General features: G+C 70.6%; 16 protein-coding genes. 12 read left to right on the top strand and 4 right to left on the bottom strand.

Going from position 1 to position 14,997, the window contains the following annotated elements; genetic code table 11:
• Positions 1-111 precede the first annotated feature (111 nt).
• The 7 genes from ACWGH0_RS08920 (at position 112) to ACWGH0_RS08890 (ending at position 6,556) form a co-directional block, all read left to right on the top strand.
• The gene (locus tag ACWGH0_RS08920; protein WP_453403467.1) at positions 112-429 is read left to right on the top strand and encodes a hypothetical protein; all 318 of its coding nucleotides are present in this window, start codon (positions 112-114) and stop codon (positions 427-429) included.
• A gap of 167 nt (positions 430-596) precedes the next feature.
• Positions 597-1,793: a cyclic dehypoxanthinyl futalosine synthase gene (mqnC, locus tag ACWGH0_RS08915; RefSeq protein WP_453403466.1), complete on the top strand. Its 1,197-nt coding sequence runs from the start codon at positions 597-599 to the stop codon at positions 1,791-1,793.
• Between the two features lie 7 nt (positions 1,794-1,800).
• Complete coding sequence (locus ACWGH0_RS08910; protein ID WP_453403465.1) at positions 1,801-2,391, top strand: hypothetical protein; 591 nt, start codon at positions 1,801-1,803, stop codon at positions 2,389-2,391.
• A gap of 82 nt (positions 2,392-2,473) precedes the next feature.
• Positions 2,474-3,169 carry a demethylmenaquinone methyltransferase gene (locus ACWGH0_RS08905; RefSeq protein ID WP_453403464.1) on the top strand — a complete coding sequence of 232 codons (696 nt, stop codon included), beginning with the start codon at positions 2,474-2,476 and terminating at the stop codon, positions 3,167-3,169.
• Between the two features lie 4 nt (positions 3,170-3,173).
• Positions 3,174-4,085, top strand: coding sequence for a glutaminase (locus ACWGH0_RS08900; RefSeq protein WP_453403463.1), 912 nt, complete (start codon positions 3,174-3,176; stop codon positions 4,083-4,085).
• An 85-nt stretch (positions 4,086-4,170) separates the two neighbouring features.
• Positions 4,171-5,127, top strand: a complete 957-nt coding sequence (locus tag ACWGH0_RS08895) for a zinc ribbon domain-containing protein (protein ID WP_453403462.1) — start codon at positions 4,171-4,173, stop codon at positions 5,125-5,127.
• Between the two features lie 145 nt (positions 5,128-5,272).
• Positions 5,273-6,556 carry a geranylgeranyl reductase family protein gene (locus tag ACWGH0_RS08890; protein ID WP_453403461.1) on the top strand — a complete coding sequence of 428 codons (1,284 nt, stop codon included), beginning with the start codon at positions 5,273-5,275 and terminating at the stop codon, positions 6,554-6,556.
• 1 nt (position 6,557) lies between these two features.
• Here the strand turns inward: ACWGH0_RS08890 and ACWGH0_RS08885 are convergent, their stop codons facing one another.
• The gene (locus ACWGH0_RS08885; protein ID WP_453403460.1) at positions 6,558-6,773 is read right to left on the bottom strand and encodes a DUF397 domain-containing protein; all 216 of its coding nucleotides are present in this window, start codon (positions 6,771-6,773) and stop codon (positions 6,558-6,560) included.
• Positions 6,770-7,612 (bottom strand): helix-turn-helix domain-containing protein, encoded by an 843-nt coding sequence (locus ACWGH0_RS08880; protein ID WP_453403459.1) that lies wholly within the window; start codon positions 7,610-7,612, stop codon positions 6,770-6,772. The genes ACWGH0_RS08885 and ACWGH0_RS08880 overlap by 4 nt, the downstream gene beginning before the upstream one ends.
• 343 nt (positions 7,613-7,955) lie before the next feature.
• Here ACWGH0_RS08880 and ACWGH0_RS08875 point away from each other — a divergent pair, with 343 nt between their 5' ends.
• On the top strand, positions 7,956-8,828 hold the full coding sequence (locus ACWGH0_RS08875; protein WP_453403458.1) for a hypothetical protein: 873 nt from the start codon (positions 7,956-7,958) through the stop codon (positions 8,826-8,828).
• Between the two features lie 3 nt (positions 8,829-8,831).
• Here ACWGH0_RS08875 and ACWGH0_RS08870 read toward each other — a convergent pair whose 3' ends face one another.
• Together ACWGH0_RS08870 and ACWGH0_RS08865 are read right to left on the bottom strand one after the other, a co-directional pair.
• Positions 8,832-10,208, bottom strand: coding sequence for a serine hydrolase domain-containing protein (locus ACWGH0_RS08870; protein ID WP_453403457.1), 1,377 nt, complete (start codon positions 10,206-10,208; stop codon positions 8,832-8,834).
• Between the two features lie 235 nt (positions 10,209-10,443).
• Positions 10,444-11,283, bottom strand: coding sequence for a C40 family peptidase (locus ACWGH0_RS08865; RefSeq protein WP_453403456.1), 840 nt, complete (start codon positions 11,281-11,283; stop codon positions 10,444-10,446).
• Between the two features lie 712 nt (positions 11,284-11,995).
• Between ACWGH0_RS08865 and ACWGH0_RS08860 the strand changes: the two genes are divergently transcribed.
• From ACWGH0_RS08860 to ACWGH0_RS08845, 4 genes are read left to right on the top strand one after another with little or no spacing between them, the layout of a single operon-like run.
• Positions 11,996-12,355: an NADH-quinone oxidoreductase subunit A gene (locus ACWGH0_RS08860; protein WP_003967084.1), complete on the top strand. Its 360-nt coding sequence runs from the start codon at positions 11,996-11,998 to the stop codon at positions 12,353-12,355.
• A gap of 18 nt (positions 12,356-12,373) precedes the next feature.
• A complete protein-coding gene (locus tag ACWGH0_RS08855; RefSeq protein WP_069927526.1) occupies positions 12,374-12,928 on the top strand; it encodes a NuoB/complex I 20 kDa subunit family protein in 555 nt (184 codons plus the stop codon).
• Complete coding sequence (locus tag ACWGH0_RS08850) at positions 12,925-13,659, top strand: NADH-quinone oxidoreductase subunit C (protein WP_453403455.1); 735 nt, start codon at positions 12,925-12,927, stop codon at positions 13,657-13,659. Before ACWGH0_RS08855 ends, ACWGH0_RS08850 begins: the two co-directional genes overlap by 4 nt.
• A complete protein-coding gene (locus tag ACWGH0_RS08845) occupies positions 13,656-14,981 on the top strand; it encodes an NADH-quinone oxidoreductase subunit D (RefSeq protein ID WP_453403454.1) in 1,326 nt (441 codons plus the stop codon). The genes ACWGH0_RS08850 and ACWGH0_RS08845 overlap by 4 nt, the downstream gene beginning before the upstream one ends.
• Positions 14,982-14,997: the final 16 nt, after the last annotated feature.

Below are 14,997 nucleotides of genomic sequence, written 5' to 3'. Positions count from 1 at the left end.
ACCGGCGGGCCGGCGGGCGGATCCGGCTGACGGGAACGCTTCCCAAGATCGCGTAGGATGTGGTTACCAGCTGGTAATGACCGCATTTCTCACCAGACCAGGGGGAAGCTCATGCTTCGACGCATTTCCACGCTCGCTGTGACCGCAGCGATGGCCGGAGGCGTTCTCTTCACCGCTCTGCCCGCCCACGCCGCTCCGGCCGCCGGCTCGCAGAGCGTGACCGCCAAGGCCGCGCGCGGCTCCATCACGGTCAACATCCGGGAACTGCAGCAGCAGTCCCGGGACCTGAAGGACAAGGCCAATCAGCTCGACCGCCTCGGCGCCCACGCCGAGGCCAAGCGCTGCCGCGCACAGGCCGCGGCGATCGACAAGAGGATCAAGCAGCTCCAGGACGCCGAGAACGGTGTCTCGCGCCCGTTCGGCCGCTGACCCCGGCAGGACGGCGGCGCGTCGGCGCCACGGCACACCGGTGACGCCCCGCCGCCCGCCCCGACCTGTTCGGGCGGGCGGCGGGGCGCCCCACCGCCCGCAGGCCGTGCGGAGGGCTGGCGTAGGCTGGACCGGTCCGTCCACACCCTGCCGAAAGGGACACTCCGGTGACTGAGAAGGCCGACCTCACAGCCGTCCTCGACCGCGCCGCTGAGGGTGGGCGGATCACCCCGGAGGAAGCGCTCGACCTGTACCGCCACGCGCCGCTGCACGCGCTGGGCCAGGCCGCCGACGCCGTGCGCCGGCGCCGCTACGCCGGCACCGAGCACATCGCGACGTACATCATCGAGCGCAACATCAACTACACGAACTCGTGCGTCACCGCGTGCAAGTTCTGCGCCTTCTACGCCGCCCCCAAGAGCGACAAGGTGTGGACCCGCGACCTCGACGACATCCTGCGCCGCTGCGCCGAGACCGTCGAGCTCGGCGGCACGCAGATCATGTTCCAGGGCGGCCACCACCCGGACTACGGCGTCGAGTACTACGAGGAGCACTTCGCCGCGATCAAGGCGGCGTACCCGCAGCTCGTCATCCACTCCCTCGGCGCGTCCGAGGTCGAGCACATGGCCCGCATCTCCGGCGTGAGCGCCGAGGACGCGATCCGCCGCATCCACGCCGCCGGCCTCGACTCGTTCGCCGGAGCCGGCGCGGAGCTGCTGCCCGAGCGTCCGCGCAAGGCCATCGCGCCGCTCAAGGAGTCCGGCGAGCGCTGGCTGGAGATCATGGAGCTCGCGCACCGCCTCGGCGTCGAGTCGACGTCCACGATGCTCATGGGCACCGGCGAGACCAACGCCGAGCGCATCGAGCACCTGCGGATGATCCGCGACGTACAGGACCGGACGGGCGGCTTCCGCGCCTTCATCCCGTACACCTACCAGCCGCAGAACAACGCGCTGAAGGGCCGGACGCAGGCCACGCTCTTCGAGTACCTGCGCCTGATCGCCGTCGCGCGCCTCTTCCTCGACAACGTCGCGCACATCCAGGGCTCCTGGCTGACGGTCGGCAAGGAGGTCGGCCAGCTCTCCCTGCACTACGGCGCCGACGACCTCGGGTCGATCATGCTGGAGGAGAACGTCGTCTCGTCCGCCGGGGCCAGGCACCGCTCCAACCGGATGGAGATCATCGACCTCATCCGCAAGTCGGGGCGCGTGCCCGCGCAGCGCACGACGACGTACGAGCACATCGTCGTGCACGACGACCCGGCGAACGACCCGGTCGACGACCACGTCGTCTCCCACCTGTCGTCCACGGCCATCGAGGGTGGCACCGCGCACCCCGAGCTGAAGATCCTCAGCACCAACTAGGGGCCTCGTGCTGACGATTCACCGCCCCCTCGCGGGCGTCCGGCTCCTCGCGGACCACCCGGACGAGGAGCGGACGGACGCCGGCCACGCGCTCGTCGTGGACGGGCGGCGCCTCGCCGCCGTCGGGCCCTACGAGCAGCTGTACGCCGCCTGCGGCGACCGGGCCCGCGTCCGCGAGTGGGACGGGCTGCTCACCCCCGGCCGGTACGAGCCCGACGCGGCCGCGCTCCTGGGAGCCGCGTACTGGCCCGACCCGCGCGAGGCGGACACGCTCGGCACCGAGCCGCTGACCGGCGCGGACCTCGAAGCGCTGGACATGACGGCCGCCCGCTGGGGGGCCAGTGCCCGGCGCGGCGTCCAGCGGCTGCTGGCGCGCGGCACCACCGTGCTCGCCGGGCCGTTCCCGAGGCCCGAGGTGCGCAACGCCGTCGAGCGGTCCGGCATCCGGTGGTACGACGAGGCCCCCGGCGCGCCGCGTCCCCGGTCGCTGGTCCCCTCCGGCGTGGCGGACTTCGCCGTGTTCGCGGGGGAGCGGGGCGACGGCCCCTGCCTGGTCACGGTGCTCGACGGGCGGCTCGTGTACCGAGGCCGGGCCTGACCGTCCGCATCACACGGCCGGCCCGCGTCGAAGGCCGATTCCGCTGACGGAGGCTTCGGGACGTACTGCTTGAATACGGAGCATGACCCGCGCATCCCTGAACAAGCAGCCGCACGAAGTCGCGTCGATGTTCGACGACGTGGCGGCGAACTACGACCTCACCAACGACATCCTGTCCCTCGGGCAGGACCGGGTCTGGCGCAAGGAGGTCGCCAGGGCCGTGGACGCCCGCCCCGCGCAGAAGATCCTCGACCTCGCCGCGGGCACGGCCACCTCCTCCCTCCCGTTCGCCGCCACCGGCGCGTACGTCGTCCCGTGCGACTTCTCGCTCGGCATGCTCCGCGAGGGCAAGAAGCGCCACCCGCACCTGCCGCTGACGGCCGGGGACGCGACGAGGCTGCCGTTCGCGGACGACGTGTTCGACGCGGTGACGATCTCGTTCGGTCTGCGCAACGTGCAGGACACGGACGCGGCGCTGCGGGAGATGTACCGGGTCACCAAGCCCGGCGGGCGCGTGGTGATCTGCGAGTTCTCGCACCCGACGTGGGCCCCGTTCCGCACGGTCTACACCGAGTACCTGATGCGCGCCCTGCCGCCGGTCGCCCGGGCCGTCTCCAGCAACCCGGACGCGTACGTCTACCTCGCCGAGTCCATCCGCGCCTGGCCCGACCAGCCGGCGCTGGCGTCCCGCCTCCAGCAGGCGGGCTGGTCCAAGGTCGCCTGGCGCGACCTGACGGGCGGCGTCGTCGCCCTGCACCGCGGCACCAAGCCGCTGTAAGCCCGTGGACTACCAGTCGGTCCTGGAGAGCATCGCGCGCGACGTGCGGCCGCTGGTCGGCGGCGGCACGCCCGCCGAGTACATCCCGGCGCTCGCCTCCGTCGACCCGAGCCGGTTCGGCATGGCCCTCGCCGACGTCGACGGCAAGGTGTACGGGGTCGGGGACTGGCAGCGCCCCTTCTCCGCCCAGTCGATCACCAAGGTCTTCACGCTGGCCCTCGTCCTGGCCACGGGCGGCGACGACCTGTGGGAGCACGTGGGCCGCGAGCCGTCCGGCAACCCGTTCAACTCCCTCGTGCAGCTGGAGTACGAGAACGGCATCCCCCGCAACCCGTTCATCAACGCGGGCGCGCTCGTCGTGACGGACCGCCTCCAGACCCTGACGGGCGACGCCAGTTCCGAGCTGCTGGAGTTCCTCCGTCAGGAGTCCGGCAACCCCGGTCTGGCGTTCGACCCGGAGGTGGCGGAGTCGGAGTCCGCGCACGGCGACCGCAACGCGGCCCTGGCGCACTTCATGGCCTCGTACGGCAACATCACCAACCCCGTCCCCACCCTCCTCGACCACTACTTCTGGCAGTGCGCGATCGAGATGAGCTGCGCGGATCTGGCGCTCGCGGCCCGCTTCCTGGCCCGCCACGGGCTGCGCGCGGACGGCTCGCGGCTGCTGACGCGCAGCGAGGCGAAGCAGATCAACGCGGTGATGCTGACCTGCGGGACGTACGACGCGGCCGGTGAGTTCGCCCACCGGGTCGGACTTCCCGGCAAGAGCGGCGTCGGCGGCGGCATCGTCGCGGTGGTGCCGGGGCGGTGCACGCTGTGCGTGTGGAGCCCCGGCCTGGACGCGCGCGGCAACTCGGTGGCGGGCGTGGCGGCCCTCGACCGCTTCACGACCCTGACGGGCCTTTCGGTGTTCTAGCCGGATCGTCCGGGCGTTCGCTTTCCGCAACCCCCGCTTCCCTGAAGCCGGTTGACGGGGGCTGCCCGCCGGGCAAGATGGGCCCATGCCGCTGCACTGCCCGCATTGCGGGACCGAGGTCTCCGACGACGCCCGCTACTGCCTGAGGTGCGGTCGCGAACGACCGCAGCCGCAGTACGGCCCACCCGTACCCCTGGAGGCCATGGAGACGGCGACGGCCCCGCCCGCCGGTCCGCCCCCGCCGCACCACACGCCGCCGCCGGTGTTCCTGCCCGCGCCGCCCGCCCCGCGCCGCCGCTCGCCCGCCTTCGTCTGGACGGCGACGCTCGCCGCCGCCCTCGTGATCGGCGGCGGCGCGACGGCCGGCGTGCTGCTGCTCGGCGACACGGGTGACGACGGCGGCGGGTCCCTGGCGCGGGACGACAAGCCGGTCGTGGTCACGAGCCCGACCGGTTCGGCGGCGCCCGGACCGACCGCGCCCACGACCCCGCCGGAGGCCGTCCCCACCAGCTCCGCGACGCGGGGGCAGGAGGGCCCGGAGATCCCGGACGCCCCGCAGAGCCCGCGCAGCCGCGAGATCCCGCAGCCGCCCGACGCCCCCACCGGCTACCGCACCGTGACCGACCCCGCCGGCTTCACCTTCGCCGTGCCCGAGGTCTGGTCCCGTACGAACGCCGCCTCCGGCCAGATCACCTACGCCGGCTCGACCGGCATGGAGCACATCCTCGTCGGCGTCGTCCACAACCCCCCGTACGCCTCCTCGTACGACAACTTCCTCGGCATCGAGCGCAAGGCCAGGGCCAACCAGAGGGACTTCCGCCGCCTGCGTCTCGAACGGAACACCTTCCACGGCCGCCCGGGCGCGATCTGGGAGTACACGTTCACGGACAAGCAGACGGGCGAGACCCTGCACGCCGTCGACCAGGGCTACATCGCCGAGAACGGCACCGACTACTCGATCTACGTCAAGAGCCGGGACCGGGACTGGCAGCGCTCCCGGGAGATCTTCGACACCGCGCTGTCCACCTGGACGCTCGGCTGACCCCGGCCCTGCCGCCGCCCCGGCGGCGCGTCCGCGCGCGCACTGCGCGCGCACCCTTCCACAGCGCGCGCGCCGCCCCGCAATAGACTGCCCCTGACCTGTGCCCCTCCGGCACGCGACGTCGAGTCTTACGGGAGATCCCGCCGTGACCGAGCCCCTCTCCGAGCACACCGCAGATGTGATCGTCGTCGGGGCCGGACCCGCCGGCTCCACCACCGCCTACTACCTCGCGAAGGCCGGACTCGACGTCCTGCTGCTGGAGAAGACCGCGTTCCCGCGCGAGAAGGTCTGCGGCGACGGCCTGACGCCGCGCGCCACCAAGCAGCTCGTCTCCATGGGCATCGACATCTCCGAAGAGGCGGGCTGGCTGCGCAACAAGGGCCTGCGCATCATCGGCGGCGGCGTCCGCCTCCAGCTCGACTGGCCGGAGCTGGCGTCGTACCCCGACTACGGACTCGTCCGCAAGCGCGACGACTTCGACGAGCAGCTCGCCCGCCAGGCCCAGAAGGCCGGGGCCCGCCTGTACGAGCGCTGCAACGTGGGCGAGCCGGTCGTCGACCCCCGTACGGGCCGGATCACCGGCGTGCACGCCAAGCTGGGCGAGGAGAAGACCCCGGTCACCTTCCACGCCCCGCTGGTCGTCGCGGCCGACGGCAACTCCACGCGCCTGTCGCTGGCCATGGGCCTGCACCGCCGCGAGGACCGCCCGATGGGCGTGGCGGTCCGTACGTACTTCACCTCCCCCCGCCACGACGACGACTACCTGGAGTCCTGGCTGGAGCTGTGGGACCGGCGCGGCCCGCAGGACCGCCTCCTGCCCGGCTACGGCTGGATCTTCGGCATGGGCGACGGCACGTCCAACGTCGGCCTCGGCATCCTGAACTCCTCCAAGGCGTTCAAGGAGCTGGACTGGCGCGAGGTGCTGAAGGCGTGGTGCGCCTCGATGCCGGAGGACTGGGGCTACACCCCGGAGAACATGACGATGCCGATCCGCGGCGCGGCGCTCCCCATGGCCTTCAACCGCCAGCCGCACTACACCAAGGGCCTGCTGCTGGTCGGTGACGCGGGCGGCATGGTCAACCCGTTCAACGGCGAGGGCATCGCGTACGCCATGGAGTCGGGCCAGATCGCCGCCGACGTGATCGTGCAGGCCCACGCCCGCTCGACCCCCGCCCAGCGCGAGCTGGCGCTCCAGGCGTACCCGAAGGTGCTCAAGGAGACGTACGGCGGCTACTACACGATGGGCCGCGCCTTCGTGAAGCTCATCGGCAACCCGAAGATCATGAAGCTGGCCACCCAGCGCGGCCTCACGCACCCGGTGCTGATGAAGTTCACGCTGAAGATGCTGGCCAACCTGACCGACCCGACGGGCGGCGACGCGATGGACCGCATCATCAACGGCCTGGCGAAGGTCGCGCCGAACTCCTGAGTCAGTCGCGGGGCAGTCGGTCGTCCTTCACGGCGGTGACGAAGGACGACCACGCCTGCGCGCCGAACGCGAGCGCGGGGCCGCCGGGCGTCTTGCTGTCCCGCACCGGCATGACGCCGGGGATGTGGTCGGCCACTTCCACGCAGCTCCCGCCCTCGGCGTTGCTGTAGGACGACGTGCGCCACGTGGCCGTGCTCAGGTCGTGCGCGTTGCTCATGGTGTGAAGTCCTCCGCCGCCGATTCGATCAGGGCCAGGGACGCTTCCGGTGACAGCGCGGCGGCCCGAATCAGATCGTATGACCGCTGGTACTTGGCCACCAGCGGCGGCATGTCGACCAGTTGGCCCGAGTGCTGCCCCTCCGAGTACGCGACGGGTGGCGCGTCGTCGAACGTCATGACCGCGAACATTCCGCTGCTTGCCGCGTGTGCCCCGGCGGAGAAGGGCAGGACCTGGACCAGAATGCGTCCGCGCCGGACCAGCGCGGCGATGTGTGAGAGCTCGCGAGCCATGACGTCCCGGCCGCCCACAGGGATGCGGAGCACGGTCTCGTGGAGAACGACCCACAACACCGGCTTCGTTGGACCGTCGAGCAGGGCGGCCCGCGCCGCTCGGGCTCGTGCCCACGTGTCCATGTCGTGGTCGAGGACCAGCGCCGCCGTGGGAGCCATGAGTGCGCGTACGTACTCCTCGGTCTGCAACAGCCCCGGGACGAGCGTCGGCGCGTACTCGCTGATCGTGATGGCCTCGGCTTCCAGGGTGGCAGCGTCGGCGAAGTAGGCCGGGTGCGGGCTGTTGTCGATCAGCTCCTTGCACATGCGGGCCAGGAGGCCGTCGGTTCCCAGCTCGCTGTCGATGCGCTGTGCGAGGTCGAGCTGCGGCTTGCGGACGGCCGCCTCGATCAGGCCGATGTACGTCCCCGAGACGTAGACCCGGTCCCCGAGCTGCTGCTGGGTGAGCGGTACCGCTTCCCGCCGCCGCCTGAGTTCGGAGCCGAAGAACGGCCACCCCACCTTGCCCTGCGCGAAGCTCAGTCCCTTGTTGGGCTTGTTCACCATCGAACTCCCCTGCGTCGCCGCACTGTTGATGCCCGCTGACCCCCGCCATCGTATGTGCGGAGCGCGACGGGTGGACACGGAACGTGACAAGGGGGTCGGGCGGCGCTTGAGCTTCGGGGGGCGAGGTTCGAGACGCTTTTGCTAGGAATGGGGGGTGGGGATTGCTCCCACCCACCCTCCCCGCAGTGCGCCAACTCGGCCGCGCACCAGCGGGGATGACATCTTGTGATCGTGTCGCCACGCACCGCTCCCGCCGTGTAGCGTGCGGCACGACGAAACGACCCCCATGCGGTGGTGGAACACCGCACAGGGGTCTGACCAACAAGATCGTGGAGCCGATCTCATGGCTGTTCAGCAGCTTAGCCGCGCCCTGCACGCGCCCGCCCACCCGATGGCCAAGCCCGGGTTCGGGAAACGGTCCGCGCCCGACCAGGAGCCCCGCCGCGCCGGGGACTTCGCACATCTGCCCAAGAGGGAAGCGGCGATCGCCGGTTACATCGACCGGCTGCCCGACGGCGCGGACATCTCCATCAAGGCGCTGGCCAGGGAGCTGGAGGGCTACGGGCAGTGTGCCGTCGGCACGGCGCTGCGGCGGCTGTCCGAAGCCGGGCATCTGCGGCGCGTACGCCGGGACGTGCAGGACGCCGAGGGCGCGCGGTGGGTCTACCGGACCTTCTTCACGCGCACCGCCCGGCCCGACGCCTGGTGGGCCGCGTTCCTGGGCGGCGACGTACCGCAGTCCGGACTGGCCGCCCCCGCGCCCGCACAGGAGCCGGAGGCGCGTGGTTACGCCGCGCTCGCCCGGCTCGTGCACCAGCACCCCCGGCTCGCCCTGTCCGCGCTGGAGTGCGAGGCGCTGGCCGGTGTGGCCGGGGACTGGTTCCGGCGGGGCGCGACCGAGACGCAGCTCGTGGCGGCCGTCGCGACGATGCTGCCGGACCCCGTCCGCCACCCGTTCGGCTTCGTGCAGAACCGGCTGATCAGCCGCATGCCGCCGGAGCTTCCGGCGCCCGTCCGGGGCAGGTTCGCCATGCTGTGCACCGAATGCCACGCCCCCGGTACGGCGGATTCGCTGCCGGGCGGCCTGTGCCGCGTCTGCCGTGGCGAGCCGTACCCGCACCCGGACGACGGCCGGCTCCCGGCCGACCTCGTGCACGGGAAGGCGGCCCGCCTGCGGGACACCGTCCGTACGCACAAGCTCAGGCCGGGACGCTGATCCTCAGCGCAGCGGTCCGTGCGGGGCCGGGGAGCCGAGCGGGGACAGCGGACCGGCCGCCGCCCGGCGCAGGGCGGCCGAAGGCTTGGCGGGGACGCCGCCGAGTGCTCCGCCGACGTACTGGAACAGCGCGTCGCCTATCGGGTCCGGCTTCGGCCGGCCGTCGTCCTCGAACCGCTGGTACTTCATCAGGTTGTAGCCGACGGCGACCTGCCTGCGGCCGTCCTCGGTGGACAGCGCCCAGGTCCCGGCGCCGAAGACACCGCCGTCGTGGCCCCAGTACCAGCGGCCGTCGGGCATGCGCAGGGTGTAGATGCCGAGTCCGTACCGCATAGCGGCCTCCTCGCCCGGCTCGGTCTCGTACGCCGGGACGGTGGTCTTCATGGCGCGCAGTTCGGCCGGGGCGAGCAGCTTGCCTGCCAGCAGCGCGCGGTAGAAGTCGTTGAGGTCCCGCGTCGTCGACACCAGCGCGCCCGCCGTACCGGCCCAGGACATGTCGTAGACGCTGAAGTCGCGGGCGGGCTCGATGAGGCCGAACATCGACTCGTACATCCTGGCGTGCGGCCCGGTGACGTGGGCGGTGCGGGGGAAGTAGGTGTGCCGCAGTCCGGCCTTACGGATGACGTTGCGGGTGATGTACGTGTCCGCGTCCTGGCCGGTGACCTTCTCCAGCAGCAGCCCGGCGAGGACGTAGTTGGTGTTCGAGTAGGCGTACGTGCCGCGCTCGGCGGTCGGTGGCGCGGCGAGTCCGAGGCGGGCGAGGTCCTCGGGGTCCAGGTGGCGGAAGCGGTTGGCCTCCAGGACCTTGCCGGGGTTCTCGACCAGGCCGGGGAAGGCCGGGAGTATGTGGTCGGCCATTCCGCTGGTGTGGTTGAGCAGCATGCGCACGGTCACCTGCCGGCCGCGCTCGCCCGGGACCAGCTCGGGCAGGTAGCGGCCGACGGGCGCGTCCAGCTCTACGCGTCCCGCGCGGACCTGCTGGAGGACGGCCACCGCGGTGAAGGTCTTGGTGATGCTGCCGACCCGGTGCTCGAAGTCGGGCCGCATCCGGCGGCCGGTGTCCACGTCGGCCAGCCCGGTGGCCCCGCGCCACTGCTCGGAACCGTCGCGGACCGAGGAGAACGCCCCGTACATGCCGGCCCGGTGAATCGCCGCGAGGGAGTCGCGGAGCGCCGCCCGGTCGAGCCGGTGGCCGGCGACGCCCGGGGGCGCGGCGGTCGAACCGGACATGACGGATATGGGTTCGGCCGCGACTGATGCGGCGGCGGCCTGCGTCGGCACGAGGCCGGCCGCGAGCGACAGCACGGCCGCCGAGGCGGCGGCGGCCAGCCGGACTCTGCGGTGCTCCGGACGGCGGGCATGCGGGCGGGCGGGGCTCATGGTCACTCCCGTGGTCGGGGCGCGCACCGGTCGTACGCGGTGTCACCATCCTCGGCACGCCACGGAGTCGAGCTCTCAGCCCGCAGGACGATCTCGTGCACGAAAACACATGACATGTGTCAGGCGTGCGGCGAGTACGCGGCGAGGGGAGCGGTCGTCGGGCGAACGCATGACGGAGGGCCGTCGTTCCCGGGAGTGGGAACGACGGCCCTCCGTCGTACGAGCGGGAAAAGCCTCAGAGCACCCGGACCGCACCGGTCGCGGGGTAGCCCGAGAGGTCCTGGATGACGACGCCCTTGCTCGGGTTGGCAGCGTCGAGGTACTGGCCGTCGCCGATGTAGACGCCGACGTGGTACGCCGATCCGGCGCTGCCCCAGTAAAGGATGTCGCCGACCTGGAGGTTGGACGTGCCGACCTGGGTACCGGCCACCGACTGGTCCTGCGAGACGCGCGGCAGGTCGACGCCCACCGTGCGGTACGCGGCCTGGACGAGGCTGGAGCAGTCCCAGGCGTTGGGGCCGGAGGCGCCCATGACGTACGCGTCGCCGAGCTGCGCCTTGAGGAAGGCGACGACGGTCGCGGCGTTGCCGGTGCCGGTGGAGACCGAGGCGCCGGCGGAGGTGGAGGTGGAGGCGGACGCGCTGAGCGTCGTGCGCTCCGTGGAACGGGAGGCGCGCTCTTCGGCGGCGGCCTTCTCGGCCGCTTCCTCAGCGGCCTTCTTCTTGGCGGCCGCTTCGGCCTTGCGCTCGGCCTCGGCCTTGCGCTCGGCCTCCGCCTTTTCCTTCTTGGCGGTCTTCGCGGCCTTGGCGGCGGCGGCGTCCTGCTGGGCCTGGAGGTCGTAGGCGTGCGCGACCTGCTGGGTGGCCTCGGCGGAGACCGCGACGGTGTTCGCCAGGTCCGCGGTGATGGTGGGCATTTCGATGGTGGCGGTCACCGGCTCGGCATGCGCCGGCCCGGCAGCACCGGCCACACCGATGGTGCTGAGGACGCCACCGGCAACTCCGGCGCGCAGCGCGACCTTGGAGGCGCTGCGACGGGGTTTCCGGTGGCTGGGTATGTGAGCGGTGAGGGACATGGGACAACCGCTATCAGGCCTTCGCGGTTCCCTTCAAGAAACGTGTGCTGCGCCACAGTTGCGCCGCGATGGCCCGAATCCGGCCCCCGCCGGGCTTTATTGACGCCGTAACGGGCAATACGGACACTCGCGATCATGCCTGTGATCATGGGCTTTCGGCATTACGCCCCAATTGCCCGCCGCCTACCATCCGTTCACACTGTTGGCCAAGCCCGCTTGTGTGGGACCGGTGTGCGAGTGGTGCAGGTCACAGATCGGCAACCCTTCGCGACCCCCGAGCGCTCGTGAACGCGCTCACGCGTCCACATCCGTCCGCGCGGCTCCCCCGGAGTGATGAGGCGGCTTTCCCTTATCACCGCCGGGCGGTCCAGTGCGAATTTGCCTGTACGGGCCATCGCTTGATAGCGCACACCCTGCGCGACCAGCGGTAACACCATGACTTGTCACGTCTGGTAGCCACTCGTGCACTTCGCGTATGAAGATCACCGCTCACCCGTCTTAATGATCGTTCGTCGGGTGGTGGAGATCACAAAGACGTTGTCGTGACCCGTGTCGCAGATCACAGACCGGCAGGCATAAGATGCGAAGCAGCCGGGCTTGTGAACTGCCTCACATATACGTGATCTTCGCGTGGCGAAGGCCGTGGAGGCCGTGTGAAGCGCAGGTCCGGGTGCGGTCCAACGGTCAAGGACGACTGGAAGGAGCGAGGAGCGTGAATGCCTACGCGCCCATCCTCGTGCTCGGCGCCCTCGGGGCAGGGTTTGCGATCTTCTCCGTGGTCATGGCCACGCTTATCGGCCCAAAGCGCTACAACCGGGCAAAGCTTGAAGCGTACGAGTGCGGCATCGAGCCGACACCCACACCCGCCGGTGGCGGCCGCTTCCCCATCAAGTACTACCTGACGGCGATGCTCTTCATCGTCTTCGACATCGAGATCGTCTTCCTCTATCCCTGGGCCGTCTCCTTCGACGCCCTGGGGATCTTCGGGCTCGTCGAGATGCTGCTCTTCGTGCTCACCGTCTTCGTTGCCTACGCGTACGTGTGGCGGCGCGGCGGCCTGGAATGGGACTGAGGGGCTGAGGGGTCACCAATGGGACTCGAAGAGAAGCTGCCCAGCGGCTTTCTGCTGACCACCGTCGAACAGGCCGCGGGCTGGGTGCGGAAGTCCTCCGTCTTCCCCGCGACCTTCGGCCTCGCCTGCTGCGCCATCGAGATGATGACCACGGGCGCCGGCCGCTACGACCTCGCCCGCTTCGGCATGGAGGTCTTCCGCGGCTCCCCGCGGCAGGCCGATCTCATGATCGTGGCGGGCCGGGTCAGCCAGAAGATGGCGCCGGTGCTGAGGCAGGTCTACGACCAGATGCCGAACCCCAAGTGGGTCATCTCCATGGGCGTGTGCGCCTCTTCAGGCGGAATGTTCAATAACTACGCAATTGTGCAGGGTGTTGATCATATTGTCCCTGTAGACATCTATCTGCCGGGTTGCCCGCCCCGTCCCGAAATGCTGATCGACGCGATTCTGAAGCTCCACCACAAGATTCAGAACTCCAAGCTCGGCGTGAACCAGGAAGAGGCGGCCCGCGAGGCGGAGGAGGCGGCCCTCAAGGCGCTCCCCACCATCGAGATGAAGGGGCTGCTCCGGTGAGCGACACCAACGAGCCGAACCCCGACAAGGAGATCGGCGCCCAGAACCTCCCCGGCCAGCGCGGTGATCACGGGGAGGAGATCCGCGTCCAGCGCGGCATGTTCGGCGCCCGCAACGGCGGCGACACCTCCGGCTACGGCGGCCTCGTCCGCTCCGTACGGCTGCCCGGACCGGCCGCCCGCCCCTACGGCGGCTGGTTCGACGAGGTCGCCGACGAGCTCGAAGGCGCCCTGGAGGAGCAGGACCTCCTCCCGGAGAACGCGATCGAGAAGACCGTCGTCGACCGCGGCGAGCTGACGTTCCACATCGCGCGCGAGCACCTGGTGCGGGTCGCGCGGACCCTGCGCGACGACCCGGCCCTGCGCTTCGAGCTGTGCACGGGCGTCAGCGGCGTGCACTACCCCGAGGACGCGGGCCGCGAGCTGCACGCGGTCTACCACCTGCGCTCGCTCACCCACGGCCGGCTGATCCGGCTGGAGGTGAGCGCACCGGACAGCGACCCGCACGTCCCGTCGCTGGTCGCGGTCTACCCGACCAACGACTGGCACGAGCGCGAGACGTACGACTTCTTCGGCCTCGTCTTCGACGGGCACCCCGCCCTCACCCGGATCATGATGCCGGACGACTGGCAGGGCTTCCCGCAGCGCAAGGACTACCCCCTCGGCGGCATCCCCGTCGAGTACAAGGGCGCTCAGATTCCCGCTCCGGACCAGCGGAGGTCGTACTCGTGACCACCCCACCCGCATCAGCGCGCGAGACCACCGAAGGTCCCGTTTACACCGTCACCGGCGGCGACTGGGACGAGGTCGTCCAGGCGGCGACCAAGGCCGACGACGAGCGCATCGTCGTCAACATGGGTCCCCAGCACCCCTCGACGCACGGCGTGCTCCGGCTCATCCTCGAAATCGACGGCGAGACGGTCACCGAGGCCCGCTGCGGCATCGGCTACCTGCACACCGGCATCGAGAAGAACACCGAGTTCCGGAACTGGACGCAGGGCACCACCTTCGTCACGCGCATGGACTACCTGACGCCGTTCTTCAACGAGACGGCGTACTGCCTGGGCGTCGAGAAGCTGCTCGGCATCGAGGAGCAGATCCCGGACCGGGCCAGCATCATCCGCGTCATGCTCATGGAGCTCAACCGGCTCTCCTCGCACCTGGTGTGCATCGCCACCGGCGGCATGGAACTCGGCGCCACCACGATCATGATCTACGGATTCCGCGATCGTGAACTGATTCTCGACGCCTTCGAGCTCATCACCGGCCTGCGCATGAACCACGCGTTCATCCGCCCCGGCGGCCTCGCCCAGGACCTGCCCCCCGGCGCGATGGACCAGCTCCGCGAGCTCGTGAAGACCATGAAGAAGAACCTGCCGGAGTACGACAAGCTCGCCACCGGCAACCCCATCTTCAAGGCCCGCATGCAGGACGTCGGCTACCTCGACCTCACCGGCTGCATGGCGCTCGGCGCGACCGGACCGGTCCTGCGCTCGGCGGGCCTGCCGCACGACGTGCGCAAGAGCGATCCCTACTGCGGTTACGACACGTACGACTTCGACGTCGCGACCGCCGACACCTGCGACTCCTACGGCCGCTTCCTCATCAGGCTCGAAGAGATGCGGCAGTCGCTGCGCATCGTCGAGCAGTGCCTGGACCGGCTGAGGCGGCCGGGCCCAGTGATGGTCGCCGACAAGAAGATCGCCTGGCCCGCCCAGCTCGCGCTCGGACCCGACGGCCTCGGCAACTCGCTCGACCACATCAAGAAGATCATGGGCACCTCCATGGAGGCCCTCATCCACCACTTCAAGCTGGTGACCGAGGGCTTCCGGGTCCCCGCCGGACAGGCGTACGTCACCGTCGAGTCGCCCAGGGGCGAACTGGGCGTGCACGTCGTCTCCGACGGCGGCACCCGCCCCTACCGGGTCCACTTCCGCGACCCGTCCTTCACCAACCTCCAGGCCATGGCGGCGATGTGCGAGGGCGGCCAGGTCGCCGACGTCATCGTCGCCGTCGCGTCCATCGACCCCGTGATGGGAGGCGTCGACCGGTGACCGCCACACCAGCGAA

Source organism: Streptomyces sp. NPDC054887 (assembly GCF_053610585.1).
Note: the sequence above shows the minus strand (reverse complement) of the source record. Positions and strands in the feature narration are given on the sequence as shown.